This window comes from Micromonospora purpureochromogenes (assembly GCF_900091515.1).
In the GTDB taxonomy this organism is placed as follows: Bacteria; Actinomycetota; Actinomycetes; order Mycobacteriales; family Micromonosporaceae; genus Micromonospora; species Micromonospora purpureochromogenes.
Genome location: NZ_LT607410.1, coordinates 5,026,364 through 5,046,711 on the forward strand (window position 1 = coordinate 5,026,364; position 20,348 = coordinate 5,046,711).

Consider the following 20,348-nt stretch of genomic DNA (forward strand, 5'->3'; position numbering starts at 1 on the left):
CATCCTTCGCGTCGGTGCGCCGGCGCGGCCGGCGCGGGAGGAACGGCCCGGCCGCCGCCGGCCCGGCCGGGGTCGACCCGGCCGGGGACACGGCGGTGGTCAGTCGTCGTCGTCGGCGTCGCCGTAGAGCGACATCTCCGGGGCGATGACGAAGTCGGAGACGTCCCTGGTCCGCCGCTTGATGCGGCCGAGGGCCGCCTTGACGGCGACGTCGAGCCGGTCCCGCTTGGCGGCTTCGCGGGCCTCCCGGCGGCCGACGAACTCCGGCATCACCTCGCGGGCGAACAGCTCCAGCGATTCCATGATGTGCTCGTGCTTGTTCTTGCCGATCTGCACCGAGAAGATGATCTGGTCGACGCCGACGGCCTCGTACCGGCGGATGATGTCGGCGATCTGCGCCGGCGTGCCGATGCCCCGGCGCAGCTGCCCGACCTGGTCCATCATGGCCTGCGACTCGGCCGACTGGAGGTCCTTCTCGTCCGGCACGATCGCGTCCCGGGTGAAGCCCATGCTCTCCCGGGCGTCCTGGAAGCTCTGCCAGATGTCGGTCACGCCCGGCTGGTGCTGACCGGTGATGTAGTAGTGCATCAGGGCGTACGAGAAGAAGTACGCGCCCTCCAGCCCGCGGTCGAGGGCGACCTCCTCGTCCTCGTGGCACATGAACGGCAGCACCATGGCGACGTTGGCGTTGACCGCCTGGCCGATCGGGACGCAGTCGTCCGACTCCAGCGTCCGGTAGTAGGCCTCGACCCACTCCTCGGCCTCCTCCGGGTTGACGAAGGAGAAGGCGAGCGCGCCCATGCCCTCGCGGGCCGCCTCCTGGATGCTCTCCCGGCGGGTGCAGGCCCGCCACAGCGGCGGGTGCGGCTTCTGCTTCGGCTTGGGGATGACGTTGCGGACGGGCACGTCGACCCACTTCCCCTGGTGGCCGGTGAACGGGGTCTCGGTCATCATCCGGATGACCACCTCGAGCGCCTCGTGCCACTGCTCCTGCTTGTCCGCCAGCTCGATGCCGAAGGCGCCCACCTCCAGCTGGGAGCTGCCCTGGCCGGAGCCGAAGTCCACCCGGCCGCCGGAGATCAGGTCCAGCATGGCCAGCCGCTCGGCGATCCGCACCGGGTGGTTCACCGCCGGCGGCATGTGGATGATGCCGTGCGCGAGCCGGATGTTCTTCGTCCGGGCCGCGGCGGCGGCGAGGAAGACCTCCGGCGCCGAGGAGTGCGAGTACTCCTCGAAGAAGTGGTGTTCGGTGCCCCAGGCGTAGTCGAAGCCGAGCCGGTCGGCCAGCTCAATCTGCGCCAGCGCCTCCTGGAACAGGCGTTCCTCGCTGTCCTCGGCCCACGGCCGGGGAAGTTGGTGGTGATAGGTCAAGCCGAAGCGCATGCGTTCCTCCGCGTGACGAGAAGCTGCCCGGTGGCCATGACGCTAGGGCCGCGACCGTTGGATCCGGCCTGGCTGAGGCGGTAATCAGGGGGCCGGCGGGGGCCGTTCAGGGGTCGGCCGGCGCGGCCTAGGGGGTGCCCGGGACGGCCGGGGCGGGACGGCGGAACCCGGCGAGGAAGAACAGCAGCGGGTCGGCGTCGCCGTCGACCACCTCCAGGTCGCGTACCCGGCCAACGGCGATGACGTGGTCCCCGCCCGGGTACTCCGCCTCCACGGTGCACTCCACCCAGGCCAGCGAGCCGGGCAGCCGGGGCGAGCCGGTCACCGGGCCGGGCGTCCAGTCCACCCCGGTGAACTTGTCGGTGACCCGGCTGGCGAAGGTCCGGCACAGCCCCTCCTGCTCGGCGGTCAGGATGTTCACCCCGAACGCGCCCCGGGCCCGGATCAGCGGCCAGGAGCGGGAGGTGCGGGACACCGAGAAGGAGACCAGCGGCGGGTCGAGGGAGAGCGAGACGAACGACTGGCAGGTGAAGCCGACCGGACGTACTCCGTCGCCGGCGGCGGTGATGATGGTGACCCCGGTGCAGAAGAGTCCGAGGACGTGCCGGAAGGCGCCGGGGTCGACCCGGCCCGCCGTGGTGCCCGTACGCGATGTCATCGCTCTCCCGCCCGTCAGCCCGGCGCCGGCGCGGGGGCGTCCCCGCCCTCGGCCGGCGCCTCTTCGAGGATCACGTGTGCGTTGGTGCCGCTGATGCCGAAGGAGGACACGGCGGCCCGGCGCGGCCGGCCGGTCTCCGGCCAGGGCCGGGCCTCGGTCAGCAGCTCCACCCGCCCGGCCGACCAGTCGACCTGCGGGGTGGGCGCGTCGACGTGCAGCGTGGCGGGGAGCAGCCCGTGCCGCATGGCGAGCACCATCTTGATCACCCCGGCGACCCCGGCGGCGGCCTGGGTGTGCCCGAGGTTGGACTTGACCGACCCCAACCAGAGCGGCTCCCCCGCCCGGTCCCGCCCGTACGTGGCGAGCAGCGCCTGGGCCTCGATCGGGTCGCCGAGCCGGGTGCCGGTGCCGTGCGCCTCCACCGCGTCCACGTCGGCCGGTCGCAGCCCGGCGCCGTCGAGGGCCTGGCGGATGACCCGCTGCTGGGCCGGCCCGTTCGGCACGGTGATGCCGCTGGACGCGCCGTCGGAGTTCACCGCCGCGCCCCGGATCACGGCCAGGATCCGCCGGCCGTTGCGGCGGGCGTCGGAGAGCCGTTCCAGGACCAGCAGGCCGCTGCCCTCCCCCCAGCCGGTGCCGTCGGCGGCGGCGGCGAACGACTTGCACCGGCCGTCCGGGGCGAGGCCGCGCTGGGAGCTGAAGTAGACGAAGGTCTCCGGGGTGGACATCACGGTGATGCCGCCGGCCAACGCGAGGGTGCACTCCCCGGAGCGCAGCGCGTGCCCGGCCAGGTTCAGCGCGACCAGCGAGGACGAGCAGGCGGTGTCCAGCGAGACCGACGGCCCCTGCAACCCGAGGGTGTAGGAGATCCGGCCGCTGGTGATGCTGCCGCCGCCGTCCGCACCGTCGTAGTCGTGGTACATCACCCCGCAGTACACGCCGGTGCGGCTCTCCTTGAGCGAGAGCGGGTCGATCCGCGCGTGCTCCAGGGCCTCCCAGGCGGTCTCCAGGATCACCCGCTGCTGGGGATCGATGTCGCGGGCCTCGCGGGGGGAGATGCCGAACAGGTCGGCGTCGAAGTCGGCCGCGTCGTGCAGGAACGCGCCCTCCCGGGTGACGGTCCGGCCGGGGCGGCCGGGCTCCGGGTCGTACAGGGCATCGGTGTCCCAGCCGCGGTCGGTGGGGAACGGGGTGACCGCGTCCCGGCCCCGGGCCAGCAGCTCCCAGTAGCTCTCCGGGGAGTCCACGCCACCCGGCAGCCGGCAGGCCATCCCGACGATGGCGATCGGTTCGTCGGTGGCCTGGACCAGCCGGGCGTTCTCCTGCCGGAGCCGGTCGTTCTCCAGCAGCGAGGTGCGCAGCGCCGCGACGATCTGGTCGGTGTCCACGCCGCTCACCGGTGCCCTCCGTTCGGGTCGGCGCCGCCGAGGGCGGCCCGGACCAGGTCGTCCACCGCCATGTTCCGGATCTCCTCGCTGCGATCGGCGGCGGCGGGCGCCGCGGCGGGCGGGGGTTCGACGCCCGGCGCGGTGAGCCGCAGCAGGGCGTCGAGCAGCCCCGCCTCGCGCAGCGCGTGCAGCGGAATGGTGGCCAGCCGGCGGCGTACGTCGTCCTCGTCCGGAGCGTCGGCGCCCGCCGGCCCGGCGGGCGCGTCGGCGGACGGCCCGACCGGCACCTCCTCGGCCAGTTCCTCGCGCAGCAGCCGGGCCACCTCGGCCGGGGTCGGGTGGTCGAACATCAGCGTGGCGGCGAGCCGCAGCCCGGTCGCCGCGCTGAGCCGGTTGCGCAGCTCGATCGCGGCCAGCGAGTCCAGGCCGAGTTCGGTGAAGCCCCGGTGGACGTCGATCTCGCCCGGTTCGGCGTGCCGGACGGCCGCGACGTGGCCGCGGACCAGATCCAGCAGCATCCGCTGCCGGCCCTCCTCGGGCAGCGGGGCGAGGCGCTGGACGAGGCTGCCCTCGTCCACCGGGGCCGCCGCCTCCGCAGTGGCAGCCAGGGTGGCCGCCCGGGCGGGCCGGCGGCCGGCGGCGGCGCGGGCGACGTCGCGCAGCTTGGCCGGAATCTCGGTGCCGGTCGGGTCGGGGCGCAGCGGCACCAGCACCGGCTCGTCGACCCGCATCGCCTGGTCGAGCAGGGCGAGCCCGTCGGCCGGTGACAGCGCCGGCATGCCCATCGCGGCGAGCCGCCGGGTGACCCCGGGGTCGGTGCCGCCGGCCAGGCCGGCGCCCTCACCCCACAGGTTCCAGACCAGCGAGGTGGCGGGCAGTCCCATCGACCGGCGGTGCCGGGCCAGCGCGTCGAGGAAGCTGTTCGCCGCCGCGTAGTTGCCCTGGCCGGCCGGGTCGAGCAGGCCGGCCACCGAGGAGAACAGGACGAACGCGGTCAGCTCCCGCTCCTCGGTCAGCTCGTGCAGCGCCCAGGCGGCGTCCACCTTGGGCGCCAGCACCGCGGCGAGCCGGTCCGGGGTGAGCGAGGTGAACAGCGCGTCGTCGAGCACCGCGGCGGCGTGCACCACGGCGGTCAGCGGCTGCGCCAGCCCGTCGACCAGCGCCGCCAGGGCCTTCGGGTCGGTGACGTCGCAGGCGGCGACGGTCACCTCGGCGCCGAGCGCGGCCAACTCGTCGCGCAGCCGCGCCGCGCCCGGGGTGTCCGGGCCGCGCCGGCTGACCAGCGCCAGGTGCCGCACGCCGTGCGTGCCGACCAGGTGCCGGGCGACCAGCGCGCCGAGGCCGGTGGTGCCGCCGGTGACCAGCACGGTGCCGTCGGGCCGCCAGGGCGACGGGGGCAGCTCGGTCGGTACCGGGACGGGGGCCAGCCGGGGCACCTTCACCTGGTTGCCGCGCACGGCGACCTCCGGCTCGGGCAGCGTCACCACGGCCGGCAGCATCCGCAGGCTGGCCTCGTCGGAGTCGAGGTCGACCAGCATCAGCCGGTCCGGGTTCTCGGCCTGCGCGGCGCGCAGCAGGCCCCAGACGGGTGCGACGGTGAGGTCGAGGTGTCCGCTGTCGTCGTCGGCCGCGAACCAGGTCAGCACCACCAGCCGGGTGGCGGCGAACCGCTCGTCGGCCAGCCAGGCCCGGGTGGTCTCCAGCACCCCGGCCAGGCCGTCGCGGACCGCCTCGGGCACCTCGCCGTCCGCCGGCTCGACCGGCAGGAACACCACATCGGGTACGCCGTCCGTCGCGGCCGCCGCGGCCAGCGCCGCCAGGTCCGGGTACGCGGGCACGTCCGCGCGGCCGAGGTCGACCTCGCCGCCGAGCACCGCCCACCGCCCGGGTACGGCCTCGGCGGCCTCGCCCAGCGGCAGTTGGGGCCAGTCGACCCGGAACACCGAGTCGAGGTGGCGGGTGCCGGTCATCGCCGCTCCGGCGGCCACCAGCCGGTCCGCGGTGACCGGCCGGACCACCAGCGACTCGACGGTGGCGACCGGGGTGCCGGTGGTGTCGGCCAGGTCCAGCCGGACCGCCTCGGAGCCGGCGCTCTCGTCGGAGTTGGTCCAGTTGATCCGTACCCGCAACCGGCTGCGGCCGCCGGAGTGCAGCCGTACCCCGGTCCAGGAGAACGGCAGCTGGCCGGCGCCGATGTCCTGCGGCCTGCGCCCGCCGAGGAAGTCGGTGGCGCTGAGCGCGGCGTCGAGCAGCGACGGGTGCAGCCGGTACGCGGCCGCGTCCTGCCGGGCCTCGTCGGGGAGCGCCACCTCGACGAAGAGGTCCCGGCCGCGCAGCCAGACGGCACGCAGTCCGCGGAACATCGGTCCGAAGTGGTAGCCCTGCGCGGTCAGGTAGTCGTAGACGCCGCTGATGTCGACCGGCTGGGCGTCGGCCGGCGGCCACTGGCCGACCCCGACCCCGAACTCCTCGGGGGTGACGGGCGACGCGTTCTCGGTGGCGAGCCAGCCGGTGACGTGCCGGGTCCAGCCCACCTCCGGCGGGGCGTCGTCGAACCGGGACCAGATGGCGATGCTCCGCCGGTTGCCGGCGTCCGGCTCCCCCACCACCACCTGGACGGCCGCGCCGCCGTGGTCGGGCAGCGGCATCAGCTGCTCGATGATCAGTTCCTCGACCACGTCGCAGCCGACCTCCTCGGCGGCCCGCAGGGCCAGCTCGACGAAGCCGGTGCCGGGGAGCAGCCCCATGCCCATCACGTTGTGGTCGGCCAGCCAGGCGTGGGTGTCGAGGGCGAGCCGCCCGGTGAGCACCACGCCGCCGCCCTGCGGCGCCACCATGACGGCGCTGAGCAGCGGGTGGTCGGCGTCGCGCTGGCCGTGCCCGGCCGCGTCGCCGGCCCGGGTCTTCGGGGCGTTCAACCACAGGTGCCGCCGCTCGAACGGGTACGTGGGCAGGTCGACGCGGGTGCCGCCGCCGAGGACCTCCGTCCAGCGGACCGGGGTGCCGGTGACGTGCAGCCGGCCCAGGGCGTCGAGCAGCTGCGACACCTCGGGCCGGTCCCGGCGCTGGGCCGGCGCGACGACGGTGTCGGTCACGACGCCCTCGATCATCGGGGTGAGCGCGGCGTCGGGGCCGAGTTCCAGGAACGTCGTGACTCCCGCCTGCTGCAGGGCGGTGACGCCGTCGGCGAAGCGGACCGCCTCACGGACGTGGCGCACCCAGTAGTCCGGGTCGGTCAGCTCGGTGCTCGCCAGGGCGCCGGTCAGGTTCGAGACCAGCGGGAGCTGCGGCTCGGCGTAGGTGAGGCTCGCCGCGACGGCGCGGAAGTCGTCGAGCATCGGGTCCATCAGGCCGCTGTGGAACGCGTGACTCACCCGCAGGCGGGTGGTCTTGCGGCCCTGGGTGGTGAAGTGCTCGGCGACCGCGAGCACGGCGGCCTTCGGGCCGGAAATCACCACCGACCGGGGGCCGTTGACGGCCGCGATGTCCACACCGCCAGCGGCGGCCAGACCGCCACCATTACCCGTGCCCGTGCCCGTGCCCGTGCCGGTGACGGCGACCGGACCAGTGCCGGTGTCGGTGCTGGTGACCGGACCAGTGCCGGTGACGGCGACCGGACCAGTGCCGGTGTCGGTGCTGGTGACCGGACCAGTGCCAGTGACGGCGACCGGACCAGTGCCGGTGTCGGTGCTGGTGACCGGACCAGTGCCGGTGCCGGTGCCGGTGCCGGTGCTGGTGCTGGTCCCGTTGCCGTTGCCGTTGCCGTTGCCGTTGCCGTTGCCGTTGCCGTTGCCGTTGCCGTTGCCGTTGGCGTTGGCATTGGCATTGGCGTTGGCGTTGGCGGCTGAATCGTTTACGACATCAGCTCCAAAGGATCCGACCACCACACCCGGACCCGCCAGCGCCGCCCGCACCTCCTCCTCCGACGCCTGCACCGCCACCATCGCCCCACCCTCGGGCAACGCCTGCATCAAGCACCCACGAGCCGCCACCAGACGCGCCGCATCGCCCAGCGACAACACCCCCGCCACATGCGCGGCAGCCAACTCACCGATCGAGTGCCCCGCCACGAAGTCCGGCCGCACACCCCACGACTCCACCAGCCGGAACAACGCCACCTCAACGGCGAACAGACCAGCCTGCGCGTAACCCGTCCGCCGGATCAACTCCTCGTCATCACCCCAGACCACCTCACGCAACGGCCGATCCAAGTGCGCATCCAACTCCGCCACCACCGCGTCGAAAGCAGCGGCGAACACCGGGAACACCGCGTGCAGCGAGCGACCCATCCCCAGGCGCTGCGCGCCCTGACCGGTGAAGACCACCGCCGTCCGGCCGCCGGAGCGCGCGACGCCGGTGACCAGGCCGGTGGCGACCTCCCCGGCCGCCAGGGCGGCCAGGCGGGCGGCCAGCTCGTCCCGGTCCGCGCCGAGCACCACGGCCCGGTGCTCCAGGTCGGCCCGGCCGGTGGCCAGGGACCAGGCGACGTCCCGGTCGGCCAGGTCGTCCCGGCCGTCCAGGTGGGCGGCCAGCCGCTCGGCCTGCGCCCGCAGCGCCCGGTCGGTACGCCCGGACAGCAGCCACGGCCGCACCGGCGCCGTCAGCGTGTCACCGGTCGGCGGGCCGGCGGGCCGGTCCGGACCGGCGAGGTCCGCCGGTGCCTCCTCGATGATCATGTGAGCGTTGGTGCCGCTCAGCCCGAACGACGAGACCGCCGCCCGGCGGGGGCGTCCCTGCGCCGGCCACTCCCGCGGCCGGGTCAGCAGCTCCACCGCACCGGTGGACCAGTCCACCTCGTCGGAGGGGGCGTCGACGTGCAGCGTCGCCGGCATCAGCCCGTGCCGCATCGCCTGCACCGCCTTGATCACCCCGGCCACGCCGGCGGCGGCCTGGGTGTGCCCGAGGTTCGACTTGACCGACCCGAGCCACAACGGACGGTCCCGGTCTCGGCCGTACGTGGCGAGCAGGGCCTGCGCCTCGATCGGGTCGCCGAGCGCGGTGCCGGTGCCGTGCCCCTCGACCAGGTCCACCTCAGTCGGGGCGAGCGCGGCGGCGGCCAGGGCGGCCTCGATGACCCGCTGCTGGGAGGGGCCGTTCGGGGCGGTCAGCCCGTTGGACGCGCCGTCCTGGTTGATCGCCGAACCGCGCACCACGGCCAGCACGGGGTGGCCCTTGCGCCGGGCGTCGGAGAGGCGTTCCACCAGCAGCAGCCCGATCCCCTCGGACCAGCCGGTGCCGTCGGCGCCGTTCGCGTACGCCTTGCACCGGCCGTCCGGGGCGAGGCCCCGCTGCCGGCTGAAGTCCACGAAGACGTCCGGCGTGGGCAGCACGGTCACGCCGCCGGCCAGCGCCATCTCCACCTCGCCCTGGCGCAGCGCCTGGCAGGCGATGTGCAGCGCGACCAGCGACGAGGAGCAGGCCGTGTCGATGGTGACCGCCGGCCCCTCCAGCCCCAGCGCGTACGCCACCCGCCCAGAGGCGATGCTGGCGCCGCTGCCGCCGCTCAGGTAGGCGGCGATTTCCTCGGGCACGTGCTGCTGCACCCGGCTGCCGTACTCGGTGTACATGACGCCGACGTAGACGCCGGTGCGGCTGCCCCGCATCGAGGTGGGGTCGATGCCGGCCCGCTCGAACGCCTCCCAGGCGCCCTGGAGCAGCAGCCGCTGCTGCGGGTCCATGGCGAGCGCCTCGCGCGGCATGATGCCGAAGAACTCCGGGTCGAACTCGGCCGCGTCGTGCAGGAACCCGCCGGTCTTGACGTACGTCTTCCCGGCCGCGCCGGGCTGCGGGTCGTAGACCGCGTCGACGTCCCAGCCCCGGTCGACCGGAAACTCGGAGATCGCGTCGCGCTCCTCGACCAGCAACCGCCACAGGTCGGCGGCGGAGCGCACCTCGCCGGGGTAGCGGCAGTGGATCGCGACGATGGCGATCGGGTCGTCGTCGGGCGCGGCCGGGGTGGTCGGGGCGAGCGCCGGTGCGGCGGCGGGGGCGGCCCCGACCAGCCGGTCGGCGAGGAAGCGCGCGGCGGCCTCGGCGGTCGGGTGGTCGAAGACCAGGGTGGCGGGCAGCCGCAGGCCGGTCGCCTCGTTGAGGGCGTTGCGCAGCTCGACGGCGGCGAGCGAGTCGAAGCCGAGGTCCTTGAACGCCCGGTCGGGGGCGACCGCCTCGACGCCGGAGTGCCCGAGCACCGCCGCCACCCGGGCGCGGACGAGTTCGACCAGGATGCGGTGCCGTTCCGCCTCGGTGACGCCGGCGAGCCGTTGGGCCAGGCCGGCGGCCGGGCCGCCGCCGCTGGTCGTACCGGCGGCGGCGCGCCGGGTGGGGGCGGTGACCAGGCCCCGCAGCAGGGTCGGCACCTCGCCCCGGGCCCGGACGGCTGCCGGGTCGACGCGCAGCGGCACGACCAGCGGTTCGCCGGTCGCCACGGCGGCGTCCAGGAGGGCGAGGCCGTCGTCGACGCCGAGCGCCGGCAGGCCGAGCCGGCGCACCCGGGCGACGTCGTCGGCCGAGGCGTCGCCGAGGTCCCAGAGGCCGAAGGCGACCGCGGTGGCGGGCAGGCCGGCGGCGGTCCGGTGAGCGGCGAGGGCGTCCAGGAAGACGTTCGCGGCGGCGTAGTGCCCCTGCCCGGCGGCCAGCACCAGGCCACCGGCGGAGGAGAGCAGCACGAACGCGTCGAGCGGCAGGTCCCGGGTCAGCTCGTGCAGGTGCCAGGCGCCGTCCACCTTGGGCGCCAGCACCGGGTCGAGCCCGTCCGGGTCGAGGTCGGCGACCAGGCCGGCGCCGGGTACGCCGGCGGCGTGCACCACGGCGGTGAGCGGGTGCTCGGCGGGGACGGCGGCGAGCACGGCGGCGACGGCGGCGCGGTCGGTGACGTCGCAGGCGGCGACGGTCACCTCGGTCGCGCCGAGCGCGCGCAGTTCGTCGCGCAGCGCCGCCGCGCCGGGCGCGTCGGGGCCGCGTCGGCTGGTGAGCACGAGCCGGCGTACCCCGTGGGTGGCCACCAGGTGGCGGGCGATCAGCGCGCCGAGCCCGCCGGTGCCGCCGGTGACCAGTACGGTGCCGTCCGGGTTCCAGCCGGGCGCGCCGTCGGCGGGGCGCAGCCGGGCCAGCCGCGGCACGCTCACCCGGCCGGCGCGCACCGCCGCCTCGGGTTCGGCGGCGGCGACGGCGGCGAGCAGCCGCGCGGAGTCGGCGCTGCCGTCGGTGTCGAGCAGGCCGAACCGGCCCGGCTGTTCGCCGGCCGCCGCCCGCAGCAGCCCCCAGACGGGGGCCTGGGCCAGGTCGACGTCCTCGCCGGTCTCGGTGGCGACGGCCTGCCGGGTGACGACGGTCAGCCGGGCCCCGTCGAGCCGCTCGTCGGCCAGCCAGGACCGCACCGTGCGCAGCGTGTCGCGGGTGACGGCGCGGGCCGCCTCGGCCGGGTCGCCCCCGGCGGTGGGGGCGGCGAGCAGGACCAGGTCCGGGGTGCCGGTCTCCCCCGCCTCGAGCGCCGCGCCGAGCGCGGCCAGATCCGGGTACGCGGGCAGTCCGGTCCCCGGCAGGTCGCCGAGCACGACCGCCCGGCTGGTCGCCCGCGGGACCGGCACGGGGGTCCACTCCAGGCGCAGCAGCGCCCCGGCGCGGTCGTCCTGCGCGAGCTGCCCGGCGGAGACCGGCCGGACCAGCAGCGACTCGACGGTGGCGACGGGGCGTCCGTCGGGGTCGGCCACCCGGATCCGGCACTCCTCGTCGCCACGCAGCCGCTCCAGGTGTACGCGCAGCGCGCGGGCCCCGGCGGCGTGCAGGGTGACCCCGGACCAGGAGAACGGCAGCAGCGTCTCGCCGTCCAGCGGGCCGTCCTCGCCGAGCTGGTCGGCGTGCATGGCGGCGTCGAGCAGGGCCGGGTGCAGGCCGTACCGCTCGGCGTCCTCACCCTCGGGGAGCGCGACCTCGGCGAAGACGTCCTCGCCGCGCCGCCAGGCGGCCCGCAGGCCCTGGAACGTCGGGCCGTAGCCGTAGCCGCGGGCGCGCAGCCCCGGGTAGAAGCTCTCCACCGGCAGCGCGGTGGCCCCCGACGGCGGCCACTGGGTGAGGTCCCAGGTGGCCGGGGCGGCGGTCGGCGCGATCGCGCCGGTGGCGTGCAGGGTCCACTCCCCGTCCCCGCCCTCGGGGCGGGAGTGGATGCCGATCGGGCGTACGCCGTTGTCGTCGGGCGACCCCACCACCACCTGGACGGCCACCGCGCCCCGGCCGGGCAGGATCATCGGCGCCCGGTGGGTCAGCTCCTCGACCCGGCCGCAGCCGACGTGGTCACCGGCGCGGACGGCGAGTTCGACGAAGCCGGTGCCGGGCAGCAGCACCGCCCCGAGGATCTCGTGGTCGGCCAGCCAGCGCTGCCGGTCGACGGCGAGCCGCCCGGTGAGCACCACCCGGTCGGTGTCGGCGGCCGGTACGGCGGCGCCGAGCAGCGGGTGCCCGACCGGGTCGAGCCCGACCGAGCCGACGTCACCGGCGGGCGGCAGCGGGTTCAGCCAGTAGCGCCCCCGCTGGAACGGGTAGGTGGGCAGGTCGACGGTGCGGGAGGTCTGCGGGAGCAGCGGCGTCCAGTCGACGGTGGTGCCGGTGACGTGCAGCCTCGCCAGGGCGGTGATGGCCTGGCGGTGCTCGTCGTGTCCCCGCCGCAGGCTGGGCACGACGGTGACCTCGTCGGTGAGGATGCTGTGGATCATCGGGGTGAGCGCGGCGTCCGGGCCCAGTTCCAGGAACGTGGTGGCTCCCGCCTCATGCAGGGCGGCGATGCCGTCGGCGAAGCGGACCGCCTCGCGCACGTGACGCACCCAGTAGTCCGGGTCGGTCAGCTCGGTGGTGGCCAGGGCGCCGGTCAGGTTCGACACGACCGGGAACTGCGGCTCGGCGTAGGTCAGCTCCGATGCGACGGCCCGGAACTCGTCGAGCATCGGGTCCATCAGCCCGCTGTGGAACGCATGACTCACCCGAAGACGGGTCGTCTTGCGACCTTGCTTGGTGAAGTGCTCGGCCACGTGCAGCACGGCCGCTTCGGGGCCGGAGATCACCACCGACCGAGGGCCGTTGACCGCCGCGATGCCCACACCAGCACCTGCCGCCAGGCCGGTGCCGGTGCCGGTGCCGGTGCCGGTGTCGGTGTCGGTGTCGGTGTCGGTGTCGGTGTCGGCTGAATCGCTTACGACATCAGCTCCAAAGGACCCGACCACCACACCCGGACCCGCCAGCGCCGCCCGCACCTCCCCCTCCGACGCCTGCACCGCCACCATCGCCCCACCAGCCGGCAACGCCTGCATCAACCGACCCCGCGCCGCGACCAACCTTGCGGCGTCCGCCAGCGACAACACCCCGGCCACATGCGCCGCAGCAAGCTCACCGATGGAGTGCCCGGCGACGAAGTCCGGCCGCACACCCCACGACTCCACCAGCCGGAAGAGGGCCACCTCGACCGCGAACAGACCGGCCTGCGCGTAACCCGTCCGCCGGATCAACTCCTCGTCATCACCCCAGACCACCTCACGCAACGGCCGATCCAAGTGCGCATCCAACTCCGCCACCACCGCATCGAAAGCAGCAGCGAACACCGGGAACACCGCGTGCAGCGAGCGACCCATCCCCAGGCGCTGCGCGCCCTGACCGGTGAACAGCACCGCCAGCCGGCCGGCCCGGGTCACCCCGGACACCACCCCCGGTGCGGACTTGCCGTCGGCGAGCGCGGCGAGGGCCGGCGACAGCTCCGCCGGGGTCGCGCCGAGCACCACGGCCCGGTGGTCGAAGAGCGCCCGACCGGTCGCCAGGGTCCGGGCCGCGGGTGCCACGTCCGCCGGGTCCATCGACCAGGCGAACTCCGCCAGCCGACCCGCCAGGCTCCGCACGGCCGCCTCGGACCGGGCGGAGAGCAGCCACGGCACCGCCACCGGGAGGCCGGCGGACCCGACCGGGCCGGGGGCGTCGCCGGCCGGCCCGGCCGGCGTCGACGCCACGAGCGCCGGGGCGTCCTCCGGAGCCTGCTCGATGATGACGTGCGCGTTGGTGCCGCTGATGCCGAACGACGACACCGCAGCCCGGCGCGGATGCCCGTTCACCGGCCACTGCCGCGCCTCGGTCAACAGCTCCACCGCACCGGCGGACCAGTCCACCTGCGGTGACGGCGCGTCCACGTGCAGGGTGGGCGGCAGGACGCCGTGACGGATCGCGTGGACCATCTTGATGATCCCGGCGACCCCGGCGGCGGCCTGGGTGTGCCCGAAGTTGGACTTGATCGAGCCGAGCCAGAGCGGGCGCTCCGCCGGGCGCTCCTGGCCGTACGTGGCGAGCAGCGCCTGCGCCTCGATCGGGTCGCCCAGGGTCGTACCCGTGCCGTGCGCCTCCACCGCGTCGACCTCGGCGGCGCTGACGCCCGCCGACGCGAGCGCGGCCCGGATCACCCGCTGCTGCGACGGGCCGTTCGGCGCGGTCATGCCGTTCGACGCGCCGTCCTGATTGACCGCCGAACCCCGCACCACCGCCAGGACCGGGTGCCCGTTGCGGCGGGCGTCGGAGAGCCGCTCGACCAGCAGGACGCCGACCCCCTCACCCCAACCGGTGCCGTCGGCCGACGCGGCGAACGACCGGCATCGCCCGTCGGAGGAGAGGCCGCCCTGCCGGTTCATGTCGATGAACGTGTCCGGCGTGGACATCACGGTCACGCCGCCGGCCAGGGCCAGCTCGCACTCCCCGGTGCGCAGCGCCTGGATCGCCCAGTGCAGCGCCACCAGCGACGACGAGCAGGCGGTGTCCACGGTCACCGCCGGCCCCTCCAGCCCGAGCACGTACGCGACCCGTCCGGAGACCACGCTGGTGTGGCCCCCGTTGCCCAGGTAGCCCAGCGCCTCCTCCGGCATCTCGCCGGGCCGGGTCGCCCAGTCGTGGTACATCACCCCGGCGAACACCCCGGTACGCGAGCCGGCCACCGAGTGCGGGTCGATCCCGGCCCGCTCGAGCACCTCCCAGGACGCCTCCAGCATCAGCCGCTGCTGCGGGTCCATGGCGCTGGCCTCGCGGGGGCTGATCCCGAAGAAGTCCGGGTCGAACAGGGCGGCGTCGTAGAGGAAGCCGCCCTCCTTCGTCGAGGTGCGCCCCGACCGGCCCGGCTCCGGGTCGTACAGCTGGTCGACGTCCCAGCCCCGGTCGGCGGGGAACTCGCCGATGGCGTCCACCCCCTCGGCAACCAGCCGCCACAGCTCCTCCGGCGAGCTGACCCCGCCCGGGTAGCGGCAGCTCATGCCGATGATGGCGATCGGCTCGTCGGGGACGGCGCGCACCGCGGCCCGGACCGGCTCGGCCGCCGGGCGCAGGTCGAGCAGCTTCTCGACCAGGTGCGCGGCCAGCGCGCGCGGATTCGGGTAGTCGAAGACGAGGGTGGCGGTCAGCCGCAGCCCGGTGGCGGCGTTGAGCCGGTTGCGCAGCTCCACCGCGGCCAGCGAGTCGAAGCCGATCTCGTTGAACGCCTGCCGGGGCGCGATGGCGTCCGCCCCGCTGTGCCCGAGCACGGCGGCCACCTGGGTACGGACCAGGTCGAGCAGGACCGACGCACGCTCCGCCTCGGTCAGCTCGGCGATCTGGCGCGCCAGGGAGAGCTCGACCGGGACGGCACCGGCGGCGGCCCGGGCGGCGGGCCGCCGGGGCGCGCGGACCAGCCGGCGCAGCAGCGGCGGCAGTTCGGCGGCCCGCTGCCGCAGGTCCGCCAGGTCGAAGTGGAGCGGTGCCAGGAACGGCTCCGCCACGCCGAGCGCGGCGTCGAAGAGGGCGAGGTTCTGCGCGACGCTGAGTTCCCGCAGCCCGAGGCGGCTCACCCGGTGCGCGGCGACGTCGTCCACGCCGGCGCCCATGCCGATGTCCCGCGGCCAGAGCCCCCAGCCGAGGCTGGTGGCGGGCAGCCCGGCGGTGCGGCGGTGCGCGGCGAGGGCGTCCAGGAAGGTGTTGGCCGCCGCGTAGTTGGCCTGTCCGGAGCCGTCGAGGAAGCCGGCGGCCGAGGAGTAGAGCACGAAGGCGCGCAGGTCGGCGTCGCGGGTCAGCTCGTGCAGGTGCCAGGCGGCGTCGGCCTTGGGGCGCAGCACGGCGTCCAGCCGCTGCGGGGTGAGGCCGTCGAACGTGCCGTCGTCGACGATCCCGGCGGCGTGCACGACGCCGGTGAGCGGCTGGTCGGCGGAGACCGTGGCGAGCAGTGCGGCGAGGGCGTCGCGGTCGCCGACGTCGCAGCCGGCGAGGGTGACCTGGGCGCCGAGGGCGGTCAGCTCGTCCCGCAACGCGGTGGCGCCCGGGGCGTCCGGTCCGCGCCGGCTGGCCAGCAGCAGGTGCCGCACCCCGTGCGTGCTGACCAGGTGCCGGGCCAGCATCGCGCCCAGCCCACCGGTCCCGCCGGTGACCAGGACGGTGCCGTGCCAGGTGTCGGGGGCGGCGGCAGGCGAGCGGCGGACGGGCACCAGCCGGGGGGCGAGCAACCGTCCCTCGCGCAGCGCCACCTCCGGCTCACCGGCGACGGCGGCGCCGGGCAGGGCGGTGGCCGGGGTGGCGGCGTCGAGGTCGAGCAGGAGCAGTCGGCCCGGGTTCTCGGCCTGGGCCGCGCGCAGCAGCCCCCACAGCGGCGCGGTGGTCAGCGCGATCCGGTCCGCCGGCAGCGCCGCCACGGCGTGCCGGGTCACCACGACCAGGCGGGTGTCGGCGAGCCGGTCGTCGGCGAGCACCTCCTGGGCCAGCCGCAGCGCCCGGTGCGCAACGGCCCGTACGCCGGCCAGGGTCTCGCCGTCCCCGGCGTCGAATGTCGCGACCAGCAGGTCCGGCGCGGTCTCGACGGCCTCCGGACCGGTCAGCGCCGGTACGCCGAGCGCGCCGGCCAGCCCGAACGGGTCCGGGCCGACGACGGCGACGGACGCCTCGGCCGACGCGGGCAGCGGCTGCTCGGTCCACTCGACGCGCAGCAGGTCACCGCCGCCGCCGCCGGCGCCGAGCTGTTCGGCGTCGACGGTGCGCACCAGCAGCGAGCCGACGGTGGCGACGGGCGCGCCGGAGCCGTCGGCCAGCGCGACCCGGACGGTGTCCGGCCCGGTCGCGGTGAGCCGCACCCGCACGGCGGTGGCGCCGGAGGCGTGCAGGGTGAGGTCGTACCAGGTGAACGGCAGGGTGACCCCGGCGGCGGGCTGCGGCAGCGCCAGGTCCAGCGCGTGCAGCGCGGCGTCGAGCAGCGCCGGGTGCAGCCCGTACGCGCCGCCGTCGGTGCTGGACTCGGGTAGTGCCACCTCGGCGAAGACCTCGCCGTCGCGCCGCCAGACCGCGCGCAGGCCGTGGAAGGTCGGCCCGTAGCCGTAGCCCTGCTCGGCGAGGTTCGGGTAGAAGTCGGTGACGTCGACGGCCTCGGCGTCGCGCGGCGGCCACCGGGTCAGGTCGTCGTCGCGGGTCGGGGCGGCGCCGGTCGGGGCGAGCACCCCGCTGGCGTGCCGGGTCCAGTCGCCGCCTTGCGGGGCGTCCTCCCGGCGGGAGTGGAACTCGACGGTCCGCCGCCCGTCGGTGTCCGGCGGGGTGACCACGACCTGGAGCGCGACCCCGGTGTCGTCCGGCAGCACCAGCGGCGCCTCCAGGGTCAGCTCCTCGACCAGGGCGCAGCCGACCTGGTCGCCGGCGTACGCGGCCAGTTCGACCAGCGCGGTGCCGGGCACCAGGTTGACCTCGCCGATGACGTGGTCGGCGAGCCACGGGTGGGAGCGGCGGGACAGCCGGCCGGTGAGCACCGTGCCGTCCTCGGTGGCCAGGTGCAGCAGCGCGCCGAGCAGTGGGTGGTCGGCGGCGAGCTGCCCGATCCCGGACGCGTCGCCGGTGGCGGGCGGGGAGGTCAGCCAGTAGTGCCGGTGCTGGAAGGCGTAGGTGGGCAGCTCGACGCGGCGGGCGCCGCTGCCGGCGTAGCAGGCCGACCAGTCGACGTCGGCGCCCCGGACGTGCGCCGCCGCGACCGCGGCCAGCACCTCCCGCTCCTCGTCGTGGTCGCGGCGCAGGGCGGCGACGAACGCGCGGTCGCCGTCGGGCGCGACGCACTCCTGCGCCATCGCGGTGAGCACCGGGTCGGGCCCGAGTTCGAGGTACGTGTCGACGCCGGCGGAGTCGAGGAAGGCGATCCCGTCGGCGAACCGGACCGGCTGCCGCACGTGCCGCACCCAGTAGTCGGGGGTGCACAGGTCGGCGGTGGCGAGCGCGCCCGTGACGTTGGAGACCACCGGGATGCGCGGCGGCTCGTACGCGACCAGCTCGGCGACCCGACGGAACTCGTCGAGCATCGGCTCCATCAGCGGCGAGTGGAAGGCGTGGCTGACCCGTAGCCGCTTGGTGCGTCGGCCACGGCCGGCGAGTTCGGCGGCGATCCGCAGCGTCTCGTCCTCGACGCCGGAGATCACCACGGCGGCCGGGCCGTTGACGGCGGCGAGGTCGACCCCGTCGACCAGCAGCTCGCGGACCTCGTCCTCGGCGGCGCCCACCGCGACCATCGCGCCGGCCGACTCCAGCTCCTGCATGAGCCGGCCGCGGGCGGCGACCAGCATGGCGGCGTCGGGCAGCGAGAAGACCCCGGCCGCGTGGGCGGCGGCCAGTTCGCCGATGGAGTGCCCGGCGACGAAGTCCGGCCGGAGGCCCCACGACTCGACGAGTCGGTAGAGCGCGGTCTCGACGGCGAAGAGCGCCGGCTGGGCGTACCCGGTCCGGTCGAGCAGGGCCGCCTCGTCGGTGCCCTCGGCGGCGAAGAGCACGTCCCACAGCGAGTGGTCCAGTTGCAGGTCGAGGTGGCCGATCGCCTCCTCCAGCGCGTCGGCGAAGACCGGGTACGCGGCGTGCAGCCGGCGTCCGGTGCCGAGGCGCTGGCTGCCCTGGCCGGTGAAGAGCAGGGCCAGCCGGCCGCCGGTGGCGGTGCCCCGGATCAGCCAGGGGGCCGGGTCACCGGCGGCGAGGGCGCGCAGTCCGGCGCGTACCTCGTCGGTGTCGCGGGCCAGCAGCACCGCGCGGTGGGTGAGGGCCGCGCGGCCGGTGGCCAGCGACCAACCCAGGTCGACCAGGTCCGGCGGCGGGCCGGCGGGGTCGGTGGCGTCGAGCAGCCGGGCGGCCTGGGCGGGCAGCGCCGGTGCGGTCCGGGCCGAGACGACGACCGGGCGCAGCGCGGCGGCGACGGGCGGCCCCGGGTGCGGCGCCGGTGCCGGCTCGGCCGGCGGCGGCTCCTCGACGATGACGTGCGCGTTGGTGCCGCTGACCCCGAAGGAGGAGATGCCGGCGCGGCGCGGGGCGCCGTCGGCGGGCCAGGGTCGGGCCTCGGTGAGCAGTCGCACGGTGCCGGCGGTCCAGTCGACGTGCGGGGTGGGCTCGTCGACGCCGAGGGTGCGGGGCAGGGTGCCGTGCCGCATCGCCATCAGCACCTTGATCAGCCCGGCGGCGCCGGCGGCGGCCTGGGCGTGGCCGAGGTTGGACTTGATCGAGCCGAGCCAGAGCGGGGCGTCGGCCCGGTGCGCCCGCCCGTACGTGGCGATCAGCGCCTGCGCCTCGATCGGGTCGCCGAGGGTGGTGGCGGTGCCGTGCGCCTCCACCGTGTCCACCTCGGCGGGGGTGAGCCCGGCGTCGGCCAGGGCCTGTCGGATGACCCGCTGCTGGGCCCGGCCGTTCGGGGCGGTCAGGCCGTTGCTGGCGCCGTCGGAGTTGATCGCGGTGCCCCGGATGACGCCGAGCACGGGGTGGCCGTGGCGGCGGGCGTCGGAGAGCCGTTCGAGGACGAAGATGCCGACCCCCTCGGCCCAGGCGGTGCCGTCGGCGGCGGCGGCGAAGGGGCGGCAGACCCCGTCCGGGGAGAGCCCGCGCTGGCGGCTGAACGAGGTGAACGCGCCGGGGTTGACCAGCACCGACGCCGCGCCGGTCAGCGCCAGGGTGCACTCGCCGCGTTGCAGCGAGCGGACGGCCAGGTGCAGCGCGACCAGCGAGCCCGAGCAGGCGGTGTCGACGGTCAGCGTGGGCCCCTCGGTGCCCAGCACGTACGCCAGCCGCCCCGAGACGACGCTGGGTGAGTTGCCGGTCATCAGGTAGCCGTCGAGGCCGTCCGGGGCCTCGTGCAGCCGCATGCCGTACTCCTGCGGGTCGGCGCCGATGAAGACGCCGGAGCGGCTGCCGCGCAGCGACTGCGGGTCGATGCCGGCCCGTTCCAGGGCCTCCCAGGCGGTCTCCAGCACCAGCCGCTGCTGCGGCTCCATGGCGCTGGCCTCCCGGGGGCTGATGCCGAAGAACTCGGCGTCGAAGCCGGCGGCGTCGTCGAGGAAGCCGCCGTGCCGCACGTACGTGGTGCCGGGGTGGTCCGGGTCGGGGTGGTAGAGCCCGTCGAGGTCCCAGCCCCGGTCGGTGGGGAATCCGGTGACCACGGTGCCCTCGTCGGCGACCAGCGCCCACAGCCGGTCCGGGGAGTGCACCCCGCCCGGGTAGCGGCAGCCGATGCCGACCACGGCGATCGGCTCCTCCTCGGCGGGCCGGCCGGCCGGGGCCGACTCGGTCGCCTCCGGCCCCTCGCCCAGCAGCAGGGTGCGCAGGTGGTCGGCGAGGGCGATCGCGGTCGGGTGGTCGAAGCCGACGGTGGGTGACAGGGTCAGGCCGGTGGCGGCGGTGAGCTGCCGTTGCAGCTGCACCAGCCCGAGCGAGTCCAGGCCCTGCTCGCGCAGCGGCCGGCCGGCGTCGACGGTGTCCGGCGCGTCGTCGGCGCCGATCTCCCGCAGCACGGCCGACGCCTGCGCGCGGACCAGGTCGACAAGGACGCGCGTCTGCTCCGGTCCCGGCAGGCCCGCCAGGTGGGCGACCGACGCGGGCGTTCCCCGGTTCTCCGTACCCTCTTCTGCCACCCGCCCAGAATTACGTCGGGACCGGGCTTT

General features: G+C 75.7%; 3 protein-coding genes and 1 pseudogene. All 4 read right to left on the reverse strand.

Going from position 1 to position 20,348, the window contains the following annotated elements; translation table 11 throughout:
- Positions 1-99: 99 nt before the first annotated feature.
- Positions 100-1,383, reverse strand: coding sequence for an LLM class flavin-dependent oxidoreductase (locus GA0074696_RS22980; RefSeq protein WP_088963022.1), 1,284 nt, complete (start codon positions 1,381-1,383; stop codon positions 100-102).
- A gap of 127 nt (positions 1,384-1,510) precedes the next feature.
- Positions 1,511-2,041 (reverse strand): flavin reductase family protein, encoded by a 531-nt coding sequence (locus GA0074696_RS22985; RefSeq protein WP_088963023.1) that lies wholly within the window; start codon positions 2,039-2,041, stop codon positions 1,511-1,513.
- Between the two features lie 20 nt (positions 2,042-2,061).
- Positions 2,062-3,390, reverse strand: a pseudogene (locus GA0074696_RS22990) (type I polyketide synthase); the annotation flags it as partial.
- Between the two features lie 44 nt (positions 3,391-3,434).
- On the reverse strand, positions 3,435-20,318 hold the full coding sequence (locus GA0074696_RS22995) for a type I polyketide synthase (protein WP_088963024.1): 16,884 nt from the start codon (positions 20,316-20,318) through the stop codon (positions 3,435-3,437).
- Positions 20,319-20,348 lie beyond the last annotated feature (30 nt).